The organism is Acidisphaera sp. L21 (assembly GCF_009765685.1).
Taxonomy (GTDB): domain Bacteria; phylum Pseudomonadota; class Alphaproteobacteria; order Acetobacterales; family Acetobacteraceae; genus LMUY01.
Map to the genome: position 1 here is coordinate 1 of NZ_LMUY01000010.1, position 24218 is coordinate 24218.

The 24218-nt window shown below is 64.8% G+C and carries 22 protein-coding genes and 1 riboswitch; of the genes, 10 read left to right on the forward strand and 12 right to left on the reverse strand.

Features of this window, described 5'->3' with window-relative positions; genetic code table 11:
* From GSQ76_RS02250 to GSQ76_RS02260, 3 genes are all read right to left on the reverse strand, one after another.
* The coding region (locus GSQ76_RS02250; RefSeq protein ID WP_174247276.1) for a cobaltochelatase subunit CobN at positions 1–1998 on the reverse strand (1998 nt) is incomplete at its 3' end.
* Positions 1998–3026, reverse strand: a complete 1029-nt coding sequence (cobW, locus tag GSQ76_RS02255; protein ID WP_158742295.1) for a cobalamin biosynthesis protein CobW — start codon at positions 3024–3026, stop codon at positions 1998–2000. The genes GSQ76_RS02250 and cobW, both read right to left, overlap by 1 nt.
* Positions 3023–3370 (reverse strand): DUF1636 domain-containing protein, encoded by a 348-nt coding sequence (locus GSQ76_RS02260; RefSeq protein ID WP_158742296.1) that lies wholly within the window; start codon positions 3368–3370, stop codon positions 3023–3025. The genes cobW and GSQ76_RS02260 overlap by 4 nt, the downstream gene beginning before the upstream one ends.
* Positions 3371–3499: 129 nt before the next feature.
* A riboswitch (cobalamin riboswitch) is annotated at positions 3500–3689 on the reverse strand.
* 8 nt (positions 3690–3697) lie between these two features.
* Here GSQ76_RS02260 and cobU point away from each other — a divergent pair.
* The 3 genes from cobU to GSQ76_RS02275 are packed head-to-tail and all read left to right on the forward strand — an operon-like array spanning position 3698 to position 6230.
* Positions 3698–4192: a bifunctional adenosylcobinamide kinase/adenosylcobinamide-phosphate guanylyltransferase gene (gene cobU, locus GSQ76_RS02265; RefSeq protein WP_254070198.1), complete on the forward strand. Its 495-nt coding sequence runs from the start codon at positions 3698–3700 to the stop codon at positions 4190–4192.
* Positions 4189–4794: a cob(I)yrinic acid a,c-diamide adenosyltransferase gene (gene cobO, locus GSQ76_RS02270; protein WP_158742298.1), complete on the forward strand. Its 606-nt coding sequence runs from the start codon at positions 4189–4191 to the stop codon at positions 4792–4794. The genes cobU and cobO overlap by 4 nt, the downstream gene beginning before the upstream one ends.
* Positions 4791–6230 carry a cobyric acid synthase gene (locus GSQ76_RS02275; RefSeq protein ID WP_216850861.1) on the forward strand — a complete coding sequence of 480 codons (1440 nt, stop codon included), beginning with the start codon at positions 4791–4793 and terminating at the stop codon, positions 6228–6230. Before cobO ends, GSQ76_RS02275 begins: the two co-directional genes overlap by 4 nt.
* Positions 6231–6232: 2 nt before the next feature.
* Here GSQ76_RS02275 and GSQ76_RS02280 read toward each other — a convergent pair whose 3' ends face one another.
* Entirely contained in the window at positions 6233–6847 is a 615-nt protein-coding gene (locus GSQ76_RS02280) for a carbonic anhydrase (RefSeq protein ID WP_158742300.1), read from the reverse strand.
* Positions 6848–7011: 164 nt separating this feature from the next.
* Between GSQ76_RS02280 and GSQ76_RS02285 the strand changes: the two genes are divergently transcribed.
* Genes GSQ76_RS02285 through GSQ76_RS02295 form a run of 3 tightly spaced genes read left to right on the forward strand, consistent with a single transcriptional unit; the run spans position 7012 to position 9024 of the window.
* A complete protein-coding gene (locus GSQ76_RS02285) occupies positions 7012–7965 on the forward strand; it encodes a phosphatidylserine/phosphatidylglycerophosphate/cardiolipin synthase family protein (RefSeq protein WP_216850852.1) in 954 nt (317 codons plus the stop codon).
* The gene (locus GSQ76_RS02290) at positions 7958–8500 is read left to right on the forward strand and encodes a chromate transporter (protein ID WP_158742301.1); all 543 of its coding nucleotides are present in this window, start codon (positions 7958–7960) and stop codon (positions 8498–8500) included. Before GSQ76_RS02285 ends, GSQ76_RS02290 begins: the two co-directional genes overlap by 8 nt.
* Complete coding sequence (locus tag GSQ76_RS02295; RefSeq protein WP_158742302.1) at positions 8497–9024, forward strand: chromate transporter; 528 nt, start codon at positions 8497–8499, stop codon at positions 9022–9024. The genes GSQ76_RS02290 and GSQ76_RS02295 overlap by 4 nt, the downstream gene beginning before the upstream one ends.
* 185 nt (positions 9025–9209) lie before the next feature.
* On the opposite strand, the gene GSQ76_RS02300 is transcribed toward GSQ76_RS02295, so the two are convergent.
* Positions 9210–10808, reverse strand: coding sequence for an ABC transporter substrate-binding protein (locus GSQ76_RS02300; RefSeq protein ID WP_254070199.1), 1599 nt, complete (start codon positions 10806–10808; stop codon positions 9210–9212).
* A gap of 156 nt (positions 10809–10964) precedes the next feature.
* Here GSQ76_RS02300 and GSQ76_RS02305 point away from each other — a divergent pair, with 156 nt between their 5' ends.
* Positions 10965–12182, forward strand: coding sequence for an ABC transporter substrate-binding protein (locus GSQ76_RS02305; protein WP_158742303.1), 1218 nt, complete (start codon positions 10965–10967; stop codon positions 12180–12182).
* Positions 12183–12256: 74 nt separating this feature from the next.
* Positions 12257–13123 carry an N-formylglutamate amidohydrolase gene (locus GSQ76_RS02310; RefSeq protein WP_158742304.1) on the forward strand — a complete coding sequence of 289 codons (867 nt, stop codon included), beginning with the start codon at positions 12257–12259 and terminating at the stop codon, positions 13121–13123.
* 15 nt (positions 13124–13138) lie between these two features.
* Here GSQ76_RS02310 and GSQ76_RS02315 read toward each other — a convergent pair whose 3' ends face one another.
* The 3 genes from GSQ76_RS02315 to GSQ76_RS02325 form a co-directional block, all read right to left on the reverse strand.
* The gene (locus GSQ76_RS02315) at positions 13139–14182 is read right to left on the reverse strand and encodes an alpha/beta hydrolase fold domain-containing protein (RefSeq protein WP_158742305.1); all 1044 of its coding nucleotides are present in this window, start codon (positions 14180–14182) and stop codon (positions 13139–13141) included.
* Positions 14183–14287: 105 nt separating this feature from the next.
* Positions 14288–14560, reverse strand: coding sequence for a hypothetical protein (locus tag GSQ76_RS02320; protein ID WP_158742306.1), 273 nt, complete (start codon positions 14558–14560; stop codon positions 14288–14290).
* A gap of 34 nt (positions 14561–14594) precedes the next feature.
* Entirely contained in the window at positions 14595–15077 is a 483-nt protein-coding gene (locus GSQ76_RS02325) for a hypothetical protein (RefSeq protein ID WP_158742307.1), read from the reverse strand.
* A gap of 444 nt (positions 15078–15521) precedes the next feature.
* Here GSQ76_RS02325 and GSQ76_RS02330 point away from each other — a divergent pair, with 444 nt between their 5' ends.
* Both GSQ76_RS02330 and GSQ76_RS02335 read left to right on the forward strand, forming a co-directional pair.
* A complete protein-coding gene (locus tag GSQ76_RS02330; protein ID WP_158742308.1) occupies positions 15522–16877 on the forward strand; it encodes a carbohydrate porin in 1356 nt (451 codons plus the stop codon).
* Positions 16878–16920: 43 nt separating this feature from the next.
* Complete coding sequence (locus GSQ76_RS02335; RefSeq protein ID WP_158742309.1) at positions 16921–18729, forward strand: hypothetical protein; 1809 nt, start codon at positions 16921–16923, stop codon at positions 18727–18729.
* On the opposite strand, the gene GSQ76_RS02340 is transcribed toward GSQ76_RS02335, so the two are convergent.
* The 4 genes from GSQ76_RS02340 to GSQ76_RS02355 all read right to left on the reverse strand — a co-directional run bounded on the left by GSQ76_RS02340 (position 18650) and on the right by GSQ76_RS02355 (position 24174).
* Positions 18650–20257: a tannase/feruloyl esterase family alpha/beta hydrolase gene (locus GSQ76_RS02340; RefSeq protein WP_158742310.1), complete on the reverse strand. Its 1608-nt coding sequence runs from the start codon at positions 20255–20257 to the stop codon at positions 18650–18652. The two genes, GSQ76_RS02335 and GSQ76_RS02340, sit on opposite strands and share 80 nt — an antisense overlap.
* Before the next feature lie 162 nt (positions 20258–20419).
* On the reverse strand, positions 20420–21535 hold the full coding sequence (gene dinB / locus GSQ76_RS02345) for a DNA polymerase IV (protein WP_158742311.1): 1116 nt from the start codon (positions 21533–21535) through the stop codon (positions 20420–20422).
* 104 nt (positions 21536–21639) lie between these two features.
* A complete protein-coding gene (locus GSQ76_RS02350; RefSeq protein ID WP_158742312.1) occupies positions 21640–22596 on the reverse strand; it encodes a TraB/GumN family protein in 957 nt (318 codons plus the stop codon).
* Positions 22597–22668: 72 nt separating this feature from the next.
* A complete protein-coding gene (locus GSQ76_RS02355; RefSeq protein ID WP_216850854.1) occupies positions 22669–24174 on the reverse strand; it encodes a S10 family peptidase in 1506 nt (501 codons plus the stop codon).
* Positions 24175–24218: the final 44 nt, after the last annotated feature.

The following is a 24218-nucleotide window of genomic DNA, read 5'->3' on the forward strand; positions in this document are numbered from 1 at the left end:
CAGCCGGTCCGGGTCGGGCTGCATGCCATAGACATGCAACCCGTCGCGGATCTGCAATTCCTTCACGTCGCACAAATACGCATCCAGCCGGGCCAGCGCGTCGTCCTCCAGTGCGCCCGGGGCAACGCCGCCCTCGTCCAGCAACCCGGCGGTGGCGGCGCGATCCAGGATCTCCGTGCGAAGCAGAGTGGTGCGGCGGCGATCCATGCCATCGGCAGCGGCGTATTCATCGATCAGCCGCTCCAGCCTAGCTGCCTCCCCCAGCAACCCGGCGGCGTGCAGCGGCGGCGTCAGGTGGCCGATGGTGACTGCGCCCAGCCGCCGTTTGGCCGCTGCGGCCTCGCCGGGGTTGTTCACGATGAAGGGGTAGATCACCGGCATTCCACCAATCAGCGCACGCGGCCAGCAGGCGGAGGACAGGGCGGCGGCCTTGCCCGGCAGCCACTCCAGCGCGCCATGCGTGCCCAAATGCACCAACGCATCGGCCTGCAAAGACAAGTATAGCGCGATGAAGCCATGGCGCGGCGGCAGGTCGGGGTCGTGGTAGGCCGCCCGGCGATCGCCCGCATCGCCTCGCTCCGGTTGCACCAGCGCGGTGATGCGGCCCAGTCGCACATGCCGTGCGGCGAACCAGCCGTTGGCGACGGTCGGGTCGTCCGCCGGGTCACCCCAGGCGGCGAGGGCGGCTTGCTGCAACGCCTCCGGCAGGGCGGCGAATAGCAGGCGATAGTCCGCGAGCGGCAGAAACGGCGTGGGGGCCGCGCGGCACAGCGTCGCCGTCAATGCCGACGCGTCGGCAGGCGTCGTTTCGTAACCAGCGTCGGCCAGATGCGTCACGATCGCGGCCAAGCTGGCGAAACTGTCCAGTCCCACCGCATGCCCGCGCTGGCCACCCAGGCCTGGATAGTCGCTGAGCACGATGGTCAGCCGGCGATCGGCCACGGTCGTCGCCGCCAGACGCGACCATCCGACCGCACGGTCTGCGGCCAGGGCGATCCCGTCCGTGTCCGGCGCGTGTATGGTACGGCCGTCGCGTTCGGTCTTGAACGAGATGGCGGTGGTCAGCAGCCGACCGTCCAATTCGGGCAACACCACTTGCATCGCCAGATCGGCCGGGGTCAGTCCGCGCGTGCTGGCCGCCCATGCGGCATGGCTGCTGCCGGCCAGAACCAGTTGCAGCACTGGCGCATTCGCGGCATCCAGCGGACTCGCCTCGGCGTCGCCCTGCGGCAAGCGCGCGGAAAATCCGGTGGCGTTCAGCACGACCTTGGGCGCCCATGCGGCCAAAGTTCGGGACACGAACGTGGCCGTCTCCGGCGCTTTTAGGCTGCCGACATAGATCGCACCCACCGCCAACCCCCGGGCCTGCAATGCCGCGAGCAGGGCGGTGACGGGGGCGATGTCTTCCGACAGCAGATGCGAGCGGTAGAACACGAGGGCTGCGAGCGGCCGATCGTTCAGGTCCAGCGCGTGCACGCCATGCTGCGGCATTGCCACCGCCTGGCCGGCCTCATCCGAGCCGAGTCCGGCCAGATGCGTCATCAGCGCCAGCGCACTGCGCAGATTGGCCCGGCCGCCATGGCGAAAGCAGGCGTCCAGCCGGGCGTAGGCTGTTGGCGTCACGGTGGAAAACGCCGCGAGCGCCGGGTCGTCGCGGCCGTCGCCAGGTAGCACTGCCAGGGCAATCCCGCGCTCCCGGCACAACGCCGCCAGTTCCTCCGCGCCGTAGCGCCAGTAATCCAGCCCGCCCAGCAATCGCAGCACGACGCAACGCGCGTGCGCCACCGTCTGCTCCAGATACAGATCGACCGATAGCGGATGCCGCAGGCGGCCCAGCGGCGCCAGCCGCAGCGCCACTGTGCCTGGATCAGCCGCTGCCAACGCCGCCAAATCGCCGTCGGAGAAGGACAGCACCACCAGTTCCGCGGGCGCGTGGCCGAGGTCGACCGCTTGGGCCGCCTCGTCCAGGGAGCGCGTTTCGCGGAGCAGCAGATGCATCAGGCGGCGGCGAGTGCGGCGGCGATGGCGTCGCGATCGAGCCCGGTCTGTCCAATCACCACCAGATGCCCGGCGCGCGCCTCGCCCTCGGTCCAGTTACGATCGTAGCTTTGGCGGAACCGGGTGCCAACGCCTTGGATTGCCAACCGCATCGGCCGCCCCGCGACTGCGACGAAGCCCTTGATGCGCAGCACCTCATGCGCCCCCGCCACCTCCGCCAACCGCCGCAGCAATGCGTTGGGTGCTGCGGTTTCCGGCATGGGCACGACGAAGCTGTCGAAATCGTCGTGCTCGTGCTCGCCATCGACCGCGTCGTGGCAGGAGGGACGTGCGGCCAGATCGTCTTCCGCCGCGGAATCCAGCCCCAGCAGCACCGACAGATCCACACGGCCCTCCGTCGCCGTCACCAGCGTCGCCGGGCGCGGCAGGCTTGCCGCGATTTCAACGCGCAGCCGGGCGAGCGTTGCGGGGTCCAGCAGATCCGCCTTGTTCAGGATCACCAGGTCGGCGGCGTTGATCTGGTCGCCATAGACCTCGGCCAGCGGGTTGTCGTGATCCAGTGACCCGTCCGCGGCCCGTTGCGCCGCCACCGCCGCCGGGTCATCGGCGAAGCGCCCGGTGGCGACGGCGGGGCCATCCACAACGGTCACCACCGCATCCACCGTGACGCGGGACCGGATATCCGGCCAGCCGAACGCCTTCAGCAGCGGCTTGGGCAGCGCCAGGCCGGAGGTTTCGATCAGGATGTGCTCGGGCGGGTTCGGCCGGTCCAGCAGCGCCTGCATGGCGGGCAGGAATTCGTCCGCCACGGTGCAGCACAGGCAGCCATTGGCCAATTCCACGATATCGGCGTCCTCGCAGCCCGGGATCCCGCAACTACGGAGCGTTTCACCGTCGATGCCGAGCGAGCCGAACTCGTTCACCAGGATGGCGATACGACGGCCGCCGGCGTTCGCCAGCACGTGGCGCACCAGCGTCGTCTTGCCTGCGCCCAGGAAGCCGGTGATGACGGTGCAGGGGATTTTCATGCGGGTAGCCTTCCTTTGACCATACGCGCCAGGCTCGGCGCGCGTTTGGACGGCAATACCGTGCCGGTCGCATGGGCTGCGTATAGCCTTGCATAGGCTAGCAGGTCACCCGCCACAGCCGGCGCCAGGCCGCCGAGCAAGTACGTCCATTTGCCCGGCATCGAGATCGCGGCGGCGCAACCGCTGTCGCATACGGAAAGACAGGACACTTCGCGCAATTCCACAGCATCGGCGTTTGGGTGTGTGGCGATGGCGCTGTGCATGTGGCGGCCAGCGGGTGCTGCGTCCTCCGCCAGTGGCTGGCCGGCGCGACAGGTGATGCAGACGTGAAGAATCGGGGGCATCGTGCGGCGTCTCCGTGGTCAGGCACGGGTGCCCATCGCCGCCCAGGCCACGCCCGGCGGTCGGGCTGCCGCAGCAACCCGCCAACCCCGGTGCACCCCGCCCGGCGTCGCAATGGTGGATCCTGGCGCAAGCGGGCGCCAAGCGATGGCAGGTCTCCTGGCTCACGGATCGAACGTGGTGCTGGCGACCTTCCCGGAGTTACCCCCAGTGGCATGTGCCCTCACCGCTCTCCGCTTACAGTTGCGGGGGCAGCCGCGGTGTTGCACCGCGTTCCCTTTTCACCCCCCGGTTGGAGGGACCATCCCGTCCCGTGTATGACCCAGCGCGTGACAGGTCAAATCACCTTCGTTCTGGGCGGCGCTCGGTCGGGCAAGAGCGCGTATGCCGAGGCATTGGTGCAGGCCCATCCGCCGCCCTGGCGCTACGTCGCCACCGGCCAGGCCTTCGACGCGGAGATGCGGGAGCGGTTCGCCACCCACCAATCCCGCCGCAGCGGGTCATGGCAGACGGTGGAAGCCCCGCTCGATCTGGCCGCAGTGTTGGACAGCCCGGCACCGGTGCTGGTCGACTGCCTGACACTGTGGGTGACCAATCTACTGCTGGCGGAGCAGGCACCGGATTGGCCCGTGCTGCTGGCAGCCCTCGACGCGCGGAACGCTCCGACGGTTTTGGTGTCCAACGAGGTCGGGCTGGGCATCGTGCCGGACAATGCGCTCGCCCGGCGATTTCGCGATATGGCCGGCGTGCTGCATGCCAAGGTCGCCGCGCGGGCGGATAGGGTAGTGCTGATGGTGGCCGGCATTCCGATGGTGGTGAAATGACCGAAGACGACGACCGCCATCGCGAGAAGATGGCCAAGCGCAAGGCAGTGCAGGATGCCGAGGTCGCCAGTAAGACGGTGACCGAAAAGGGCCTGCTGATGGTCCATACCGGCCCGGGCAAGGGCAAGACCACCGCCGCCTTCGGCCTGGCCCTGCGCATGCTGGGCCGCGGCCGGCCGGTCGGAATCGTGCAATTCATCAAGGGCGCCTGGAGCACCGGCGAACGCACCGCGTTCGAGCGATTTGGCGACATGGTGGAATGGCACACCATGGGCGAGGGCTTCACCTGGGAAACCCAGGACCGCGCCCGCGATGTCGCCGCAGCCGGGCGCGCCTGGGCGCAGGCAGTGGCGATGATGGCAAAGCCCGGCCTGGGCCTGCTGGTGCTGGACGAACTGAACATCGCCCTGCGCTACGATTACCTGGCCATCGACGCGGTGCTGGCCGGCCTGGCAGGTCGGCCGCCCGCGCTGCACGTGGTCGTCACCGGCCGCAACGCCCGCCCGGCAATGATCGAGGCAGCGGATCTGGTCACCGAGATGACTCTGGTGAAGCACCATTTCGCCGCCGGGGTGAAGGCGCAGGAAGGGGTGGAGTTCTGAGCGCGCGCGCCATCATGTTTCAGGGCACCGGCTCCAGCGTCGGCAAGTCCCTGCTGGTGGCGGGATTGGCCCGTGCCATGTTGCGACGGGATCTTCGGGTGCGGCCGTTCAAACCGCAGAACATGTCCAACAATGCGGCCGTCACCCAAGATGGCGGCGAGATCGGCCGTGCGCAGGCGCTGCAGGCGCGGGCGGCAGGGGTGGCGCCCAGCGTTCACATGAACCCGGTGCTGCTGAAACCGCAGAGCGAAATCGGCAGCCAGGTGGTGGTACAGGGCCGCGTGGTCGGCAACGCCCGCGCCCGCGAGTATCAAGCGATGAAGCCCAGCCTGCTGCCCCACGTGCTGGACAGCTTCGCCCGCATGCGCGCGGCGGCAGATATCGTCCTGGTGGAAGGCGCCGGCAGCGCGTCCGAAGTGAACCTGCGCACTGGCGACATCGCCAATATGGGCTTTGCCCACGCGGCCGACGTGCCGGTGGTCGTGATCGGCGATATCGACCGTGGCGGCGTCATCGCCAGCCTGGTCGGGACCCATGCAGTGCTAGACCCGGCGGATCGCGCCATGGTGGCCGGCTTCATCGTCAACCGGATGCGCGGCGACACCGCATTATTCGCCAGCGGCATGGACACCATCGCGCAACGCACCGGCTGGGCCGCCTTGGGCCTGGTGCCATTCTTCCCCGACGCCCACCGCTTGCCGGCGGAAGACGCCGCCGACCTTGCCCTCACCCGGCGCCCCGGCGCCTCGGTGCGCATCGCGGTGCCAGCACTGCCGTGGATCAGCAACTTCGACGACATTGATCCGCTGGCCGCCGAACCCGGCGTCGATCTGCATCTCGTCCAGCGCGGCCAGCCGCTGCCGGTCTGCGATTTGGTGATCCTGCCGGGTTCGAAAGCCACCATCGCCGACTTGGCGGCGCTGCGGGCGGAGGGGTGGGACATCGACCTCTACGCCCATCACCGCCGCGGCGGCCGGGTGCTGGGCCTGTGCGGCGGCTACCAGATGCTGGGTCGCACCCTGGCGGACCCGGACGGGGTGGAGGGACCGCCAGCCACGGTGCCCGGGCTGGGCCTGCTGCCGGTGGATACCGTGCTGGGCGGCGACAAGCGCCTGGAGGATGTGCAGGGCGAGTGCGCCGGCGTGCCCTTTACCGGCTACGAAATGCATGTCGGCCGCACCACTGGTGATGCTGCCCCATTGCTGCACATCGATGGCCAGCCGGACGGGGCGATATCCGCCGATGGTTTGATCGCCGGCTGCTACGTCCACGGCCTGTTCGCGCATGACGCCCAACGCGCCGCCTGGCTGCGCCGCCTGGGCACAGACGCGCCACCCCGCAATCATACCGCGGACGTCGAAACCGTGCTCGATCGCCTGGCCGCGCATGTGGAGTCACATGTGGATGTGGCCGCCCTGCTTCGGCTGGCTCGCTAGCGCTACTCGAAGAACTCCACCTTGCCGTCGTCCAGATCGTAGCGCGCGCCGACGATCTTCAGCCGGCCTTCTCGCAACGGCTCGATCAGCATCTGCTCGGTATCGCGCAGGCGGGTGACGATGCGGGCCACGTTTGCACGGACCGAGCGATCTAGCAGGTCGTCCGTCCCCTCGCGCCGGGCGCGCAGGACAGCGGGAATGATCGGCTCGATCATCTGGCCGATGCTGCCGGGGTAGGTGGCGTCGTTCTCCACCACGTTTACCGCGGCTTGCACCGCGCCGCAGCGTTCGTGCCCCAGCACGACGACCAGCGGCGCGCCCAAAACGGCCACGCCGTATTCGATGCTGCCCATCGCCGCCAGATCCACCACGTTGCCGGCGTTGCGGACGATGAACAACTCGCCCAGCCCGCGGCCAAACAGCAGTTCCGGCGACACCCGGCTGTCGGAACAGCCGACCAGCACACAGAACGGCCGCTGTTCCTGCGCCAGTGCCGCCCGGCGTTCCTGACTGGTTTGCTGCGGGCGCATCGCCGTGCCCTCGTGAAACTGCTTGTTGCCCTCCTTCAGCAAGGCCAGGGCTTCATCCGGAGTTATCGCGCTGGGCGGTAGAGGCATGGTTACATCCTTTCTATTGTATCGAGCCCAGCGGGGACGGGCGCAGTTCCCCCCGTGGCTGAACCTATGTCACACTCGCACGCCGACCTACCGGAGCGCACCATCCGATGAAACGCCCGATGCTTCATCATATTGCTCGTGTCTTGGTTATGCCGGAAGACGGCGTGGAATCGGTCGTCGCCTTGATGGCCACGGCCATGCGCACCATTCGGCTAAAAATGTTCACCTTCGACAGCCCGGAGCTGATCGCCGGGTTGGTGGCCTCACAAGCCCGGGGCGTGGAGGTGCGCGTGATGCTGAACCCCAAGCGATCCAGCGGGTCGCGCGCGAACGATACCACAGTTGATACGCTGCGCGCGGCCGGCGTCACAGTGCAGTGGACCAGCCCGCATTTTGCAGTCACCCACGAGAAATCCATGGTGATCGACGACAGCCTGGCGCTGATCGCCACGTTTAATTTCGTCGACAAGTATTTCACTCTGACGCGTGATTACGGCCTGCTGATCGACGATCCGGATACGGTGGGCCAACTCGTTGCGTGTTTCGAGGCCGATTGGGCCGAAGGCCCGTATCAACTGCCACTCGCCAGTCCGCTGGTGCTGAGCAATAACAATGCCCGCGCTACCATGGCAGCTTTCATCGATAGCGCTGTGCACACGCTGCATGTGCAACATCCAAAATTCTCCGACCTGGCGATTTTGGATCGGCTGCTGGACGCGCAGCAACGCGGCGTTCGGGTGCACATTATCTGCGGCGGCCGGCACGGCATTAGCGCCAGTGACATGATGGATACCTTCAGCGCGCTGCGGGCGCTCGGCCGGGCGGGGGTGCGCATTCGCCGCCAGCATGGCCTGCGCCTACATTCGAAACTACTGGTGGCGGATGGGGAGCGGGCGTTGATCGGTTCCATGAACATTGACCGCAGCGCCTTCGATCTGCGGCGCGAAATGGGTGCGGTATTCGACGATGCCGCCGCGGTGCAGAAGCTGGACAAGCAATTCGACCATGATTGGCAGGACGCCAAATCTTACGATCCACCCGACCCATTCCGCCTGGATCTGGTGACCGCGGTGGACCAATTGCATGGCGGCAGCGACCCGGACTTCATTCATGAGTGAGGCGCCCTCCGCCTGGACGGTCGCGCGTGCCTTCAACCAGATTGCGCTGGAAAGCTTCGGTGGCGGCCTGTCCGCCTGGTCGCGGGAGGTGGTGGTGCAGGAGCGTGGTTGGATGACCGATGAGGAATTCCTGAGCGCCACCACGATCTGCCGCATTCTACCCGGCGCCAACCAGGTGAACCTGGCAGTATTCGTTGGGCTGAAGCTGCGCGGCGTCGTGGGGGCGGTGTCGGCGGTGTGCGGGCTGGTGGCGGTGCCGGGTATCCTGGTGCTGGTGGTGGGCGCGATTTATCTGCGGGTGCGCGATGTGCCAGCGGTTCAGCATGTGCTGGCGGGAATGGCGGCGGCGGCCGTAGGGCTGACCTTTTCCGTGGCCTGGCGGCAAGGGCGGGCGACGTTGGTCTCCGCCATTCCGTGCTTCCTTGCGGGGATGACCGTGCTGCTGTCGGCAATGTTTCGCACGCCGCTTTGGCTCATTCTTTTCCTGCTGGGGCCGCTGGGGTTCTGGTGGGCCTGGCGTCGCGCCGCCGCATGAGCAATCGGCTGCTGCAAATTTGCATGGTGTTCGGCAGTGCGTCGTTGCTGTCGTTCGGTGGCGGCAGTGCCATCGTGCCGGAGCTGCAACTGCAAACCGTGCACGATTATGGCTGGCTGACGTCCCGCCAGTTCGCCGACAGTTTCGCCATAACCCAAGTGACACCCGGCCCCAGCACGTTGTTGGTGACGTTGCTGGGCTATCGTGCCGATGGCCTGGCGGGTGCGCTGCTGGCGACGGTGGCGATGATCGTGCCGGCATCCGTGTTGGTGGGTGTGGTGACGATGTTGTGGCTGCGCACCGGCCATGCACGTTGGCATGTCGCGCTGGAGCGTGGGATTGCCCCGATCGCGGTCGGCCTGGTCGTGGCCAGCGGTATCATCATCGCCCGCACCGTCGACCACGGCGTTTCCGCATGGGCGGTGACATTGGCCGCCGGGCTGGTGCTGGGCGTGACGAAACTGAACCCGCTGGCCGTCGTGTGCGCCGGCGGGGTGATCGGTTTGCTGCTCAACAGTGTCTGAATCAGGCAAGCCGGACGCGGCGAGTCCGCACTAGCATTCATGGTCGACAGGGAGGGCCACACCGCCGATAGCGGCGGCGGCATGACGCAACTGCACAACATCCCCAATGGTGGCATTACCAATGGCGGTACCACGATCACCGGTCTGCCTGACAAGCCTCAGCAATAGGACGCTTGGGTGCGGTTTCAGCCCCGGGTCAGCGTTCGCAGATCGACCTGGCGGTGGAACTCGTATTTATAGCCATCCACCGTCTTCAGCATTCCCGTATCCAGTGCCGGCTGCCATAGCAGGATGATAGGAACGTCCTGTTTGGCCAGCGTGATCATGCGCTTGACGTCGGCGTCGTAGGCGGCAGTATCGGTTTCGAACCGGGTCTTTTCCACCAGGGCCGCAAATTCCGGATTATGGTAGCTGCCGAAATTCCAACGCGTCGGTCCATGATAGAACACGCGAAAGAAATAATCGGGGTCGTTTAGGAACGCGATCGAGGCCTCGAAATAGAAAGGCACTGCCTTCCTCTCCAGCAATGCGCCCAATTGTCCGGCCGGCACTTTGGTGATGCGGACGCGAATGCCGATCTTGCCCAGCGCCTCCTGCACCAGCAGCGCTACCGGCTCGGCCACGGTGGCGAGGCCTAATTCGAATGAGAAGCTGGTGTCGAACCCATTCGGGAAGCCAGCGTCGGCCAGTAGCGTTCTCGCCTTGCCTAAATCGGTGTCATAGCCGAGCGGCTGCGGGAATACGGTGCCGTCTGCTTCGCCCGGCACGCCGCCGAACAGAGGTTTGCCGCGCTTGAACAGGGCGGCCTGGAACATGTCTTCGTATGGCAGGGCGTAGGCGATGGCCTGCCGCACCTTGACGTTGTCGAACGGTGCCAACCGGCTGTTCATGCCAATGAACTGGAATGCGCCCTGCATTGGCACGCCCACCACCTTGACGTTCGGCGCCGTGCCCAACCCGGCCGCGTCATTCGGCGGCAGATTTTCCACCAGGTCGGCGTCGCCACGTTCGATGGCGGTTACGCGGGATTGCGCCGCCGGCACCACCTGCCATACCACCCGGCGGAACCCCGGCAATGCCCCGCTTTTCCATCCATCGAAGCGGGATAGCGTGATGCTCTGCCCCGGCATGAATCCATCCAGCCGGAACGGGCCGCCACCGGCGACATTGGCCTTCAGCCAGTCCATGGCCCATGGATCCGCACCCGACGCATGCGCCTTCGCCAGGGTGGAATTGATGACGATTGGGAAGGTGAGCGCGATGTTCGGCAGGGTGAACCGGTCTGGCTGCGGCGTGGTGATGGTGACGGTGTACGGGTCCACCACCGTGAACTGGTCCGGGCTGGTCATCGAACCGGTGGCGAACTGCGACCTGCCGACCGAACTGGCCAGGATGCGGTCCAGCGACCATTTCACATCCGCGGCCGTAACCCGCGTGCCATCATGAAACACCGCATCCTGGCGCAGATGGAAGGTGAGCGTGCGCTTGTCGTCCGAGACCTCGAACCGCTCCGCTAGTTCTCCCTCGATATGGAAGTAATCATAGTACAACGTGCCGTCCGGCAGCGTCTTGGTGCCGAAGCGGACGAGCCGGTCATACACGTTCCAATGCAGCTGGATCGCCCCGCGATTGGCGCCGATGCCGATCGGATCGAACGTATTGGGCCCAGCTTCGCTGAGGATGCGTAGGGAGTCGCCGTGTGTTTGGGCCCGTGCCCAGCCCGTAGGCAACAGCCCAGCCAGCCCAAGTGAGGCGGCTGCCAGCCCGAAATCCCGACGATGCATGCAACCCCCGATGCCGTGGTCCGGTGCCGCAATATCACCGAACCGGGTGGCGTTTATACCTCATCCCAAGAGGTTGTTGCGGGGGCGGCCAGGAACTCGCTACGCTGGGGCAATAGCGGCCCGATCAATGTGGGCGCACGAGGGAGCGTATTCAGGATGTCGATGACCCGCCGGGGATTTTCTGCGGCCGTGGCTGCCGCCGCGTTCGCGCCGCATATCGGCCGTGCCCAATCGCAAACCTTACGGATTGGCGTACTGAACGATCAGTCTGGTCCGTATCGCGACGATGGCGGCCCCACTAGCGCCATTTGCACCCGCCAGGCGGTGGCGGAGTTCGCGGCCAGCGGGTTCAATGTGGAAGTCGTCGTCGCCGACCATCAGAACAAGCCCGACGTCGGCGCCGGCATCGCGCGCCGTTGGTTCGACCAGGATGGCGTGGACGTGATCGTGGACGTGCCGACCTCCTCCGTCGCACTCGCGGTAGCCAGCGTCTGCACCGAAAAGAACAAGGTGATGCTGAACAACGGCGCTGCCACCACAGACCTGACGGGCGCCCAATGTTCCCCCAATATCGTTCATTGGACCTACGACACCTACATGCTGGCCAAGTCCACCGGCGGCGCGATGGTGAAGGCGGGCGGCGATAGCTGGTTCTTCATCACCGCCGATTACGTCTTCGGCCAGCAATTGCAGCGCGACACCAGCGGCTTCGTGGAGGCAGCGGGCGGCAAGATATTGGGCAGCGTCAAATACCCGTTTCCGGCGACAACGGATTTCTCCGGGCTGCTGGTGCAGGCGCAGGCCAGCGGGGCGAAGGTGCTGGGCCTGGCCAATAGCGGTGGCGACACCATCAACTGCATCAAACAGGCCCGCGAGTTCGGGCTGATGCCGAAGATGAAGGTCGCCGGCATGCTGATGTACAACAGCAACGTGCGCGCCATCGGGCTGGACATTGCGCAGGGCCTGCTGCTGACGGAAAGCTATTACTGGGACCTGAACGACCGTACCCGCGCGTTCAACGAGCGGGTGAAGCCGAAGACGCCGAACCAGTGGCCGAACATGGTGCAGGCCGGCTGCTATGCCTCCACCTTGCATTACCTGAAGGCCGTATCGGCGGTGGGGATCGGCGTGGCCAAAACGAGCGGCAAGGACGTCGTCGCACGCATGAAGGCGATGCCAACCGACGACGATTGCTTCGGCCAAGGCATGATCCGCGCGGATGGCCGCAAGATCCATCCGTCCTACCTGCTCCAGGCAAAGACCCCGGCGGAAAGCCATGGCTCATGGGATTGCCTGAAGCTCGTCGCCACCACCCCGGCAGACGAGGCATTTCGCCCGATGAACCAGGGCGGCTGCGCGATGCTGAAGACCTAGGGCGGCACACCGGGCACCGGTTGACAGGGTGGCGGCCGCCGTTTGTGGTGGCCGCCATGTCTCGGAGCCTTGCCATGGACCTGCTGCCCGGCGTTCTTCTCTACACCCCACCTGCGGGCACGTCCGCACCAGTGGTGTTCGACGTGCCGCGCAGCGGCCGCGAATACCCCGCTGCCTTCCACACCACGGCGCCGTTCGCGGACGTGCATTTCCTCGTCTCGATGTATGTGGAAGAAATTTGGGGCTTGGCGCCACAGGCCGGCTGCGGGCTGCTGTATGCGCTGTTCGTGAACAACTGGATCGACGCCAATCGAGGCCTGGCCGATCTGGATCCGGCGTTGCTGGCCGAACCCTGGCCCGAACCGCTCGCCCCATCGGAGAAAACCGGCCGCGGCATGGGTCTGATCCACAGCAGCGTGCGCAACGGCCACAAACTATATAACCGCAAGCTGACTGTTGCGGAGGTACGCAACCGCATCGACCATTATTGGAAGCCCTATCACGACCGCCTCGCCGCCCTGATCGCGGCCGAGCGGGACAGGGCCGGTATCGCCTATCACCTCAGCTGCCACTGCATGGGCACGATCGGCCCAGCCTCCTCCCACGACGCCGGGCAGCGTCGCAAGGATTTCTGCCTAAGCGATCGCGACGGCACCACCAGCAGCCGCGAGTTCATGGACGTGATCGCCGGGGCCATGCGCTCCCACGGTTACAGCGTCAGCTATAACGACCCGTTCAAGGGCGCCGAGAGCATCCGCCTGCACGCCAACCCGGCAGGCGGCGTGCACAGCGTGCAGATCGAGGTGATCAAGGAGCTTTTCTTCAGCGAGGCGACATTTGAGAAGCACCCGAATTTCGACCAGGTGCGTACGGATATGGGCAAGGTCGCCGCGGTGATCGCAGATTACGCCCGGTCCCAGGGGATAGGACCGGCGGGGTAGGACCGGGCGCGGCGCCTATTTTCCCAAATGGGCGTCGAAGAAGGCGGCGATTTCGTGGAATGCCTCAGCATTTTCCGGGGCCGTGTCGTCGCGGGCGAATTCGGCATGGGCCTGGCCGTCATAGACCTGCAAACTTGCCTCGACCCCGGCTTCGCGCAATTTACGATGCGTGCGCACCGTGTTGCTCAGCAGCAGGTCGCGCGTACCGGTGGTAAGGATCGCCGGCGGAAAGCCATGCATGTCGCCGTAAATGGGGGAGATTAGCGGGTCCTTCAGGTCGTGACCGTGCGCGTAGAACACTGTCGCCGCATCACAGAACCCATCCCGCGAGACGAGCACGTTGTCCACCAACTCGTTCGTCTGGAAGCTGTCGCCGACCTTGGTGGCGTCGGCCATGGGGGTGCCGGGCGCGATGGCAGCCGGCATCGGCAGCCCCTCCAGCTTGGCGCGGAGCATCATCTCCAGCGTGAGCGCGCCGCCGGCAGACATGCCGAACACGCCGATATTCTTCGGGTTCGTCATCTTGATGGCGGCCTTGTAGACGGTCATCGCGTCATCCAGGGCGGCCGGGAAATAGGCGTCCGGTGGCATGCGATAATCGGCCGCCAGCACCTTGAAATGACCGAACCCGGCCAGCAACACCGCGTCCACCAGGCCGGCTTTGCCGGGATTCAGAAGGTAGCAGCCGCCGTGCACGTGAACTAGCAAGCGGTTCTGGTTTTCAGGTGGGATGACATCCGGCGTCAGAGTGAAAACTTTGACGCCATCCGTGACGCCAGACTCGATCTTGACGTGCAGCCGCTCCGCCATGCCGTCGACGATTTTCGCGGTGGCCACCGCACCTGCGTCGGCGCGGGCTCGCCATTCCTCTCCGGATTTGGGCAACACATTCCACTCGGCCCGCAGCGGTGCGCCAATGATGGCTGCCATTTGCGGGCTGACGTCGGTCGGGACTGGAATGGACCGGGCGGGCACGTCGCGTGGCGCAGTCTGTGCGAGGCTGACTGCCGGAAAGAGCGCAAGCAGAAATCCCGCCACCGTTTTGCGGATCTTGGACATGGTGTTCCCCCATTTTCGTTGGGTCGATAGAACACTTGCGCGCCCGATTGGGCAAGACCGTCCCGGCCGCCCCGTGTTGCCGAAGCAGCGACGCGAAGCTTGTTATCACCCCTTAGCTTTAAACTTCGAGCCTTCCGCCTGTCTGGCGAACCAACCAACCGCGTTGACGGCGGCATTCAGTGCGGCTTGCCGCGACGGATAGATGCTGTAACCATAATACTGAACCGGTGCCCAAGCGCCTAAATCTTCGACATCACGCCGGAATTCTTCGAACCCGCAGGTTTTATCCGGCCGTTCGAAAAAATCGACACAGCGGTCATGGTGTGCGTTCTCGACGCTGTCATAAACCAGCCAGTCGCGTGGGATGCGGGAGGGCATGATCTAGGCTCCCGCCTCGACGGGGCGCATTCGCTCAGCTGCTCTTGTCGGCAAGTCCTTTGCCCATGAGCAGGCCGAGTTCGCCGGGCCGATCGCTGTACTCCCGCATGGTGCGATATGGCACGGCAGTGATCTCGGTGACGACATTCAGCTTGTCAGCGACGGCAAGGGCACTGAACCGCCCGGCGCCGGGTTTCCGCTCGAACAGGGCAGCAACGGCCCGAAGCGTGCGCTGCGGTATTGCAGCCAACACCCGGGCATGATCCGGCGTCATGTCGGCAGCGGTCAGGGTTCGGTTTGGCGGCTCGTAGGTCATCGACTTGGCGGCCACCCTGCTTCTGAGCTTGTCTCCGGCCGTGTCGGTGGTCACAGGCGGTGTCGCCGTCAGTTCGCTCGCCGGAAAGTCCAATTCGGCACCGTTGTCTTGTGCGATGTAGACCCGGTTGCCGTCCACCTCCAACACCCTCCCGCTTCGCTGTCCGTTGCGGTGCCAAACCTTCTGTCCCGGCGAAAACATACACTCAGTTCCTTCAAAGCGGGGCGCATGTTGCGACGTCCACAGACTGTATGGCATCGCTGGGGCTCCCGCGCGAGGCGGCAGCAGACCTCTCTGGAGGCGGCGTCTGCGAGTTTTCGATCACTGCTCACCCTTTGCCACACCAAGCCTACGCCGACCGCAAACCCTGTCGCTGAGACGCTGGAGACCCTCTGTACTGTATCGGAGCCATTGATTGCGCTGCCAAATGGTCATAGCGTAGTATCGTCGCACACGCCTCGTGTGCAGGAGATGGCGCTGTTTCCAGGCTCCGCACCTTTGCTGGCCCTCTAAGCAACAGGATTGCCGACAAATGCGATCAAACAAGCTTCTAGTGGGGGCGCAGGTGGTTCGATCGAGGTTGGCCTCTCCGTTGCGCCATTCCAAGCTTTGAGACCGACGGCAGTCGAGCATCTTTCAGCATGCGTGTTCCTGCTGGCCGTCGGGATAGCCCTGCCGGCCGGGGCACAAACCACAAATAGCGGCGTGGGGCTTGGCCCAAGCCAGCAAGTGGCACAGCCGCTTGAAGCGCAGACTGGTGTCGCTCCCACTGTAGAGCACCTGCTTGGCGACCCTGGCGGCGTCCGTTCACGCCTGGAGAGTCACGGGATCTTCTTGCTGCTTGATGCCGTGACGGAGTTCGCGGGCAACATCAGCGGCGGCACGCGGCGAGGTGCCACCTTCGCCAACCAGGTCGGCTTCGAGGCCGATATCGACTGGCAGCGTCTTGCGGGCATTGATGGATTGTCGACCCACGTCGTCATCGTCAATCGCTCTGGCAGCAGTGACAGCCATTTGTTTGGTGATAATCTGGAACCTGTGCAGGAGATCTATGGGTCGGGCGGTGACACTGCGGTTCACCTTGTGTCGGCCTATGCACAGGAAACCCTGCTCAACCGCCGGATCGACGTTGCGGCCGGCCGGATGAACGTCGAGAACGACTTTGCCAGCTCGCCGCTCTATTGCAATTACATGAACAACACATTGTGCGGCGATCCGAAGGCGTTGCCGGGTGGCGACGTTGGGCATAGTGCCTACCCGGATGCTGCCTGGGGCGCCCGGTTGCGGGTGCGGCCGACAGGAAAAACCTACGTCCAGGCTGGTGTCTACCAGGTCAATCAGGCGATCTATACCTACCCGGCGTTCCGTAGTGGCTTCAAATTCGATGGCTCCCGCGACAGCGGCGTCTATGTGCCGGTCGAATTCGCCTACGAGCCGCTGATTGGCACCGACAAGTTGCCTGGACACTACAAAATCGGGTTTGGTTATGATTCGTCCGGCACCTTCACGCCATTTTCGGCGGCCCTAAATTCGATAGTACCCGCCCCGCACCATACCGGAAATACCCAAGGCTGGGTCTTGGTCGACCAGATGGTGCGGCGGCAAGGCGCCGGTGACATCGACGGCATCATCGCCCTTGCCGGCTTCATCCACAACGACCCATCCAACTCGTCCTATGCCGAGGAGTATTTTGTCGGGGTTCTGGACAGGGCATTTTGGCCAAAGCGGCCGCAGGACACGATCGGAATTCAGTTTTCCTACAACACGGTCAGCGGCGCGCTCGGCAAAGTGCAGGCGCAGGAGATGGAATTGGGTATTCCAATCAGCAACAACGCAACAGCCCCTCAATCGCGCGAGATGGTGCTGGAATTGAACTACGATCTACACGTGACGACCGGCGTCAATGTGCAGCCGGAATTTCAATACATCATCCACCCCAATGCCCAGGCCAACATCCATAACGCGACGGTATTGGGCTTCAAGGCCCATGTTGAGTTCTGATGTGACGTCCGATCCTGCCGGCAGCGATAAGGGGACATCCCGCTTGGACATACTGCTCGATATCCAACTGCCGAAGGCCGTGGACAATTTGCGGCCTGTGCGGCCGGGTCAATCCTTAGAAGTCTGGGTTTTTGAGGATGAGTCGACCAGGCGTTCGGCGGAGGCGTCTTTGGCCGCTGCCGGTTCGATGGCGCGGCTGCGGAGTGCTTACAAGCCACTGCTCCACTTCTTCCTGGAAGAGGTAGAGTTGACTGGCCTATCCGCTGTAACGATCCGCACGCCGTCACATCGTTCGGCAGCCATCGGTCGCTTCGAGTTGGAGGCCTATCCCTTGGCAGGGTTGCTGCCAGCAGTGGCGCTACGCTTCGAGCCCGGCGCCGAGGAATTGCATTACCACGTGATCCTGGAACACGGGACCCGCCATACCGAGCATCGGGTGTTCGCCCCCAACCGGGAGCGGCGCAACCCGTTTGGCGACACGGTGCTGGTGCCGTGCGGATGGTTGCAAACGAGCCCAGCCGACGCCGGCATCCCGCTGGAAACCGAGTACGAGGCTGCCTTTGCTGCCGTGATGGATTTGGTGGCACAGCAAAACTGGCCAGACTCGCCGCCCTATTTTGACACCCTATCCATTGATATCGAGACGGGCGGTATCGAGCACCGATTGCTATATGGCGACGAGTGCATCAGCACACGCGAAGCTTTGCACGAGGATCTATATTTTTCGGTGTTGGAGTTTTTCCAGCACCGGGCGGGATTGCCGCCCGGTGATCGAACGCTTCGGCTCGGCCAGGTTTTGCCGAACATACGCCAGGGTAGCGGCCCAACCCGCGTCTGCGTAGCGGCGGGCAACACGCCAAAGTTGATCCAGCTTCCCGACGCCGATCAAGTATTGGACGAGGCTGTTAGGCCGCTCGATCCGAGGCAGATTGCCCGTGAATTGGATGCGATCGGTGGCGACCGGTTCGATGTCGCCTCGCATCAGGGGCGGCCGGTGTTGGCAGCGCAGGTTGCGGGCAAGCCGATCGGGCTCGTCATCAGTGCCGGGCAGCACGCGAACGAGACGTCGGGCGTTGTTGGCGCGTTGCGGGCGGCCAGGACGTTGCAGCAGCGCGGCTTCGGTTTCGCTTTGATCCCGCAGGAAAACCCGGACGGGCACGCTCTGCACCGGGCTCTCCGTGCGACCAACCCGCGCCACATGCACCATGCGGCCCGGTTTACCGCGCTTGGGGACGATTTGGCGTTTCGGACGCATGAGCCCTTCATCGAATTGGAGGCACGAAGGGATGCGTATCGCAGGGTCGGCGCCGTCCTTCATGTCAATCTGCACGGCTATCCTGCCCATGAGTGGACACGGCCGCACACCGGCTACGTGCCGCGCGGGTCCCAGCAATGGGCCATTCCAAAGGGCTTCTTCTTCATTCTGAACCATATCCCAGGGCTGCAGGCAGTGGCGGAGACGTTCGTCCGGGCGCTGGCAGCCCGGGTGTCCTGCACGCTCGGCCTGCGCGCGTTCAACGAGGCGCAACTTTCGGTCTTCAAGGTCCATACCGGCAGCTTGGACTTTCCCGTCCACGACTCCATCGTGTGCATCATCAAGGAGAGTCCCGAGCAGATCCCACCATTCATGCTCGTCACCGAATATCCGGATGAGACCATCTATGGCGACGCCTTCCGGTTGGCCCATACGGTCCAAATGGCGGCGGTCGTTGAAGCCGCCGCCCTGCTCGACGAAGGCCTGCTTGACAGGAGCGCGACCTCGGTGGGCGTTGCTACGGAATGGCGTTCGGGAACGAGTTCACGCCCTGGAGGGGTGGCCCATTCTCCTGCGGTTTCAGTTCCGCGCAGCTAAAGCTGGCAGCGTCTGCCGGGTTGCCGGTGCCGTCGTAGGATGCCGCCTGGGGATACGGGCAAAGCGGCCGGCTGATCGCGAGGCCCTGCTTCGGATCGTTGTTGGTGTATTTGGCCGCGATGATCTTGTCCGGCGCAATGCCGTGGTCCACCCACGCGTCCAGCGCATCGACCATGTCATGCATGCGATCGAGCGGGATCCCGGCGGGCTGGTAGGCGCCTCCGAAGCTGTTGACCCCCGGGCCGCCCGTGCAGTGGTTCAGTCCCGGCACCATGAACAGGCGAGCAAAGCTCTGCGTGTCATGGACGGCCGCAGCGTTTCCGCGTTGGCTCAGATCGAACGGTATCGCATGCGCCTGCGCATCGTGGCCGACGATGCCAGCGTAGATGTCGATACTGGCCTGCGGGGCGATGAACGGGTCGGCCCAGCCGTGGTACATGATCAGTTTGCCCCCGGCCTGCCGGAACGGCTCAAGATTGGTGTTGTTCGCGTCCAGGATGCCAACGGCGGTCTGGTCGGCGAATAGCTTGCCCTCGGTGTAGGCGGTGTCCCGGGCGAAGTTGAAGTTCGAGAAATCATACTTCGCGTCATTGAAGATCCCGTCGCGAAAGAACGAGGTGGAACTGCCGCCGGGCAGCGGGGTGCCGACCAGCACCTGTCGCCAATAGGCTTCGCTGCCGGGGGCCATGCCCGCGGTGATTTTTTGTCCTGTGCTGGGGTCGGTGGTGCCGTCGTGGATCACTTGCACGGCCTGCATCTGTGCGGCCGACAGGCAGGTCTGGCCGTCCTGGCCGGGCTTGCACTGCAGCGCTGCGAGGTCGGGATGGCAGGCCCGCGGATCGTTCAGGAACTGGTCGCCCGGCGCCCCGCCATCCTTGGCGGCGCACTGGGCCAGCACTGCCTTGGTCACCAGGTCGAGTTGAGGCTGCGGCAGGTCGGTCCCGCCTGCTGTGGAGACCATACCGATGCGAACCTCGGCCAACATCTGGCCAATCCAATTGGACGCCGGGTCGCCGGCGAGAATGCCGTCATAATCCTGCGGGTAGCGCTGGGCCTCCATCTGGGCGTGGTGTCCCCCTTGCGAGCAGCCCACGAAATACGCGTGCCGGGGAGCCGTGCCGTAGAACGCCTGCACGATTGCCTTTGCGTCGACAGTGCTCACGTGCTGCGCGCGGTAGCCAAAATCGACGACTGCCTCCGGATTCTGCGCGAAGGTCCAACTGCTGCCGGTGTGACCATTATCGTTGGCCATGGTGGCATACCCACGCGCCAGGCCGTCCACCAAGGCAGGGTAGTTTATCGTGCCCGCCGAGCCGCCGGAGCCCTCACCGCGGAACTTGCCGTTCCATGTTCCGGCGGGCGGCAGCCAAACCTCGAAGGTAATTCGCGACCCGGCAACCGGTGTGGCCACGCCGATGACCCGGCAGAATGGCGTGGATAGCGAACGCTTATCCCCTGGGGGCGTGAAGCCCGGATCCATGGTGGTCGCGGCCGTGATCGAAACGCCGGGCAGGGAGGTGGTTTGCAAACTTGCGCAGTCCGCTGCGAACGCGGGCCGCGACATCAGCGCCGTGGCCACAAGCAAGCCGGCAAGTCCAACATTTTTGGAGAATGGAGCCGAGAGGGTCTTGTTCATTGCTATCCCCATACCGGCATTCTTCTGCGCCGGTTTCGAAGTCACACGACGCTACTACGTCGTGTCGGCTGTCGTGTCGAGCAGGCCCGATCGGCGCCCGAACAGTGGCAAGTCAGTTCTCTGGCGGCCCGGCGCATCGAATCCCGACACGGTCACGCCCACCAGCCTGACCCCTTTTTCGACCGGGAAGACAAGCCGGATCAGATCAAGGCTCGCTGCCTGCAGGTCGGCGTGCCGGGTAACGACGTCGGAGTGGCTGCGGCTGCGGGTCAGTTGCCGGAAGTCGGCGTATTTCACTTTCACCGTGACTGTCCGGCCGAAGGACTGCGCGGCTTCGCACCAGGCCCAGACGTCATCGGCCATCTGGAGTACGCCCGCCTCGATGTCCGCCGGCGCCGTTAGGTCGCGGTCGAACGTGGTTTCCGATCCGGACGATTTACGCGTGCGGTCGGGATCGACTGGCCGCTCGTCCTGGCCGCGGGCAATGCCGTAGTACCAGGCAGCCGAGCTGCCGAAATACTCCTGTAGAAAGATCATCGACTGGGCCTTGAGGTCGGCGCCGGTTTGGATCCCAAGCGCGGCCATTTTCCTGGCTGTCACCGGCCCAACGCCGTGGAATCGACCAACTGGCAATGTTTCGACCCAGGCAGCGCCCATGTCGGGCGTCACTGCAAACTGGCCGTTGGGTTTGCGATGGCCGGAGGCGAGCTTGGCAAGAAATTTGTTGTAGGATACTCCCGCGGATGCGGTGAGGCCGGTTTCCTGCAGGATGCGAGCCCGGATTTCCTTGGCGGTCGACCAGGCGGTTGGGGGGCCGGTCAGCTTCTCCGTAACGTCGAGATACGCCTCGTCCAGGGAAAGCGGCTGGATGAGCGGTGTGTAGGCTGCGAAAATAGCATGGATCTGCCGGGAAACCGCTCGATAGACCTCGAACCGTGGCTTGACGAACACGAGCTCGGGGCATCGGCGAAGGGCGGTGACCGAGGGCAGGGCGGACCTCACGCCAAACTGGCGGGCCTCGTAGCTGGCGGCAGCGACGACGCCACGCGCGGCAGGCGAACCGACGGCGACGGGCCGGCCGCGTAGCGATGGGTCATCCCGCTGCTCCACAGACGCGTAGAATGCGTCCATGTCGACGTGGATGATCTTGCGGGTGATCTCGGCAGCCATCCGGTGCAGCATAGCATCGAGTGAACGAGACGGGAACAGAGAAGGCGCCGGCCGGGCGCGCCCTATCCCTGGGCCAGCTGGTTACTCCGTCCATACGGCATGCGTTAGCAACGGTCCGCCGGGCAGGCCGTCACCTCCCAGCCGTCGGCCCGTAGATTGGCGACAATGCCTTCTTGGCCGATGAAGTGCCCGGCGCCGATGACGACAACGTGGAAACCCGGCGTCCCGAGCCGATACTCGATTCGACGCAGCATGGCGGGGTTCCGAGCTGCGTAGAACGCTTGCCGCTCCAGCGCTGCGGCCGTCGCTGTCTCAGGGCCTGGCGGCCAATGTGCAGCCGCGACCACCATCGCGACATGGCCCTGTTGATATTGGGTCCGTTCGTAGTTCGCCAGGATCGGGGCGTCGCTCCCGCGCCGCAGCGCTTCCTCGAGGTACAAGGCGGCAACCGGCCCGTTTGGATTGCCGCAGAGCAACGCCACCTGGGCCTGCGGCCTTTCGAGCGCGAAAATCGGAATGCCGTGAGCCTTGGCGAGCTGCGCGAGAACGACGTCCGGGCTCCCCCCGGGCAAGCCGCTGCGCGATAGACCGCTGGTCCGGCCGTTTACCACCCAGCTGAGGCCGAGCAGGCTTCCCGTTGTTTTGATGTCACCCGGCAGCCACATCGCGTCCAATGCGGATTTTGCCGCGGGATCCAGGGAGGCAATCGCGCCTTCGTCGCGGATCCGGGACGCCCGCGCGCAGGGCGCTATCAAGGCCGTCATCCCCGCGGGGGTCATTTCGGCCAAGTTGAGTTCAACAGTGAGATCCGCCGCGCTCTCCACCTTGTCGCGGATCGCAGACGGCGGAATCGTCGCCTCATCATAGCCGCGGTGGAATGTGCCCCATAACAGCCCATGGTTGATGCCGTCGCGGCGGATGACCCAGCTACGGCTGTCACCGTTCGTGTAGTTGGCCGGATCTGCAGCGATGCCGTTTCGGGCAAAGGCGTCGATCTCCGTTTGGACGGCACCGCCGCCCGCGCAGGAACACAGTATAAAGCAGATCGCGAGCCGCCACATTCTGGCACACTGAGCCGATGCGGATGCAGAACGTCAAGATGATCTGTCGGGCACGCCGCGCCCAAGCCCAACCTAGCTGGGCGGGGCGATCATTTTGGCGGCCGCGCCCCGTAGGCCCTGCCTGGATTCGTCGCGGCTGTAGAACATGTGGCCGCCTGGAAATGTCAGCAGCTGGATGCGGTCGCCGCCGGATGCCGGAGGGATTTGGTTCAATAGTAGTTGCGTGCCGAAATAGGGGCAGACCAAATCGAACAGTCCATGCGCGATGATGACGTGCAGGCCTGGGTCGAGTGCGACGGCCTGGCGGAGCGCACTGAACGATTCGGGACGGTTCCAGCCGCGGCCGTAATCCCACTGCCGCCCCGCTTGCTCGTTCACCAGGCGATACTCGGGACCCGCAGGGTGCCAATGCAGCATGTCGTATACCGCCAGCATGCTGGAGGTCAGCGGGGCGCGGAGTCCGTCTAGCATGGGGTCCGCATTATGCTCGCCTTCGTATTCAGGAAATGGGTCCGGCAAGCTCACTGTCGCATCGTAAAGGCTGTCGATTTGGTCGGTCGTGCGGTCATGCTCGTGCACGAACATGCGCGTGCTCACCAGGCCCCTTTGCCGCCGCACTATCTGGGGCTCGAGGCCGGTTAGTGCGCTAACCTTATCCACCACCCGGCCCAGCGCCTGCGGATCCGCCACACCGCGCAAGACGTCCGTCAGAAAGGCACCCGACGCATAAGCTTCCGCATCTGCTAGGTCGGCGCGCCCGGCTGGCTCCCCCCTGGCTACCCGGGTTGCCGCGTTCATGGATGGCAAAGCTGCGGCGTAGCCCAGGATCTCCATCGCTCCGCTGTGATTGCCGTAATCCAGCACGGGCGACACCATGACCAAACCTTTCAGGCCCACGCCGTCCTGCTCCGCCAGGCGCCGGGCCAGGCGCGGCGCGCGGAATCCGCCATAGCTCTCGCCCAGCAGGAATTTGGGGGAGGCGATGCGACCGGATTTATCCAGCCAGCGCCGGATCGCCTGCGATAGCGCATCGATGTCGCCATTGACCGACCAGAGCCGTTTGCGGACGTCATCGCCCGGCGCCAGTAGGTGGCTGTAGCCCGTTCCAACCGGGTCGATGAACACCAAATCCGTGAAGTCGAGCCAGGTGTCGGCATTGGGCTGCGGCAGTGCGGACGCGGACGGTGCTGTCACCATCGGGATGCGCCAGGGTCCAACCGCGCCCATCTGCAGCCACGCGGACGCCATGCCGGGACCACCGTTCAAGACGAAGGTCACTGGGCGGCTTGCCGGGTCGGCGCCGTCCAGTAGGTAGGCGGTGGTGGCTATGTCCGCTTCTGGCGCGTTCTTGTCGTCCGTCAGGCGTACGAACCCGGCATGCGCCGTAAACCGCAGCGTCCGGCCGGGCAGGTCCAGAGTTTGTTTGGTGACGGCGTCAGGTACCAGCGCAATAGGGCGTGACATTGGGGCCGCAGCCTCGTCCCGCCTCCGGTTGCGATCCTCCGGCGTTTGCGCCCGGGCGGATGTCGCCAGCAGAATGCCGAGCAGGCAGGTAGCCAACATTGATTGGACGCGCACTCGGAAAACCTCCACTTTTCACATCCTCTCACTCGTCGTAAGTG

Coding starts and splice junctions, on each gene's coding strand:
- GSQ76_RS02290 (WP_158742301.1), top strand. CDS start 7,958: ATGAGTGAGGCGCCCTCCGCCTGGACGGTCGCGCGTGCCTTCAACCAG.
- GSQ76_RS02315 (WP_158742305.1), bottom strand. CDS start 14,182: ATGTCCAAGATCCGCAAAACGGTGGCGGGATTTCTGCTTGCGCTCTTT.
- GSQ76_RS02310 (WP_158742304.1), top strand. CDS start 12,257: ATGGACCTGCTGCCCGGCGTTCTTCTCTACACCCCACCTGCGGGCACG.
- GSQ76_RS02295 (WP_158742302.1), top strand. CDS start 8,497: ATGAGCAATCGGCTGCTGCAAATTTGCATGGTGTTCGGCAGTGCGTCG.
- dinB (WP_158742311.1), bottom strand. CDS start 21,535: ATGGCTGCCGAGATCACCCGCAAGATCATCCACGTCGACATGGACGCA.
- cobO (WP_158742298.1), top strand. CDS start 4,189: ATGACCGAAGACGACGACCGCCATCGCGAGAAGATGGCCAAGCGCAAG.
- GSQ76_RS02305 (WP_158742303.1), top strand. CDS start 10,965: ATGTCGATGACCCGCCGGGGATTTTCTGCGGCCGTGGCTGCCGCCGCG.
- GSQ76_RS02320 (WP_158742306.1), bottom strand. CDS start 14,560: ATGCCCTCCCGCATCCCACGCGACTGGCTGGTTTATGACAGCGTCGAG.
- GSQ76_RS02300 (WP_254070199.1), bottom strand. CDS start 10,808: ATGCATCGTCGGGATTTCGGGCTGGCAGCCGCCTCACTTGGGCTGGCT.
- GSQ76_RS02350 (WP_158742312.1), bottom strand. CDS start 22,596: ATGTGGCGGCTCGCGATCTGCTTTATACTGTGTTCCTGCGCGGGCGGC.
- cobW (WP_158742295.1), bottom strand. CDS start 3,026: ATGAAAATCCCCTGCACCGTCATCACCGGCTTCCTGGGCGCAGGCAAG.
- GSQ76_RS02280 (WP_158742300.1), bottom strand. CDS start 6,847: ATGCCTCTACCGCCCAGCGCGATAACTCCGGATGAAGCCCTGGCCTTG.
- GSQ76_RS02325 (WP_158742307.1), bottom strand. CDS start 15,077: ATGTTTTCGCCGGGACAGAAGGTTTGGCACCGCAACGGACAGCGAAGC.
- GSQ76_RS02260 (WP_158742296.1), bottom strand. CDS start 3,370: ATGCCCCCGATTCTTCACGTCTGCATCACCTGTCGCGCCGGCCAGCCA.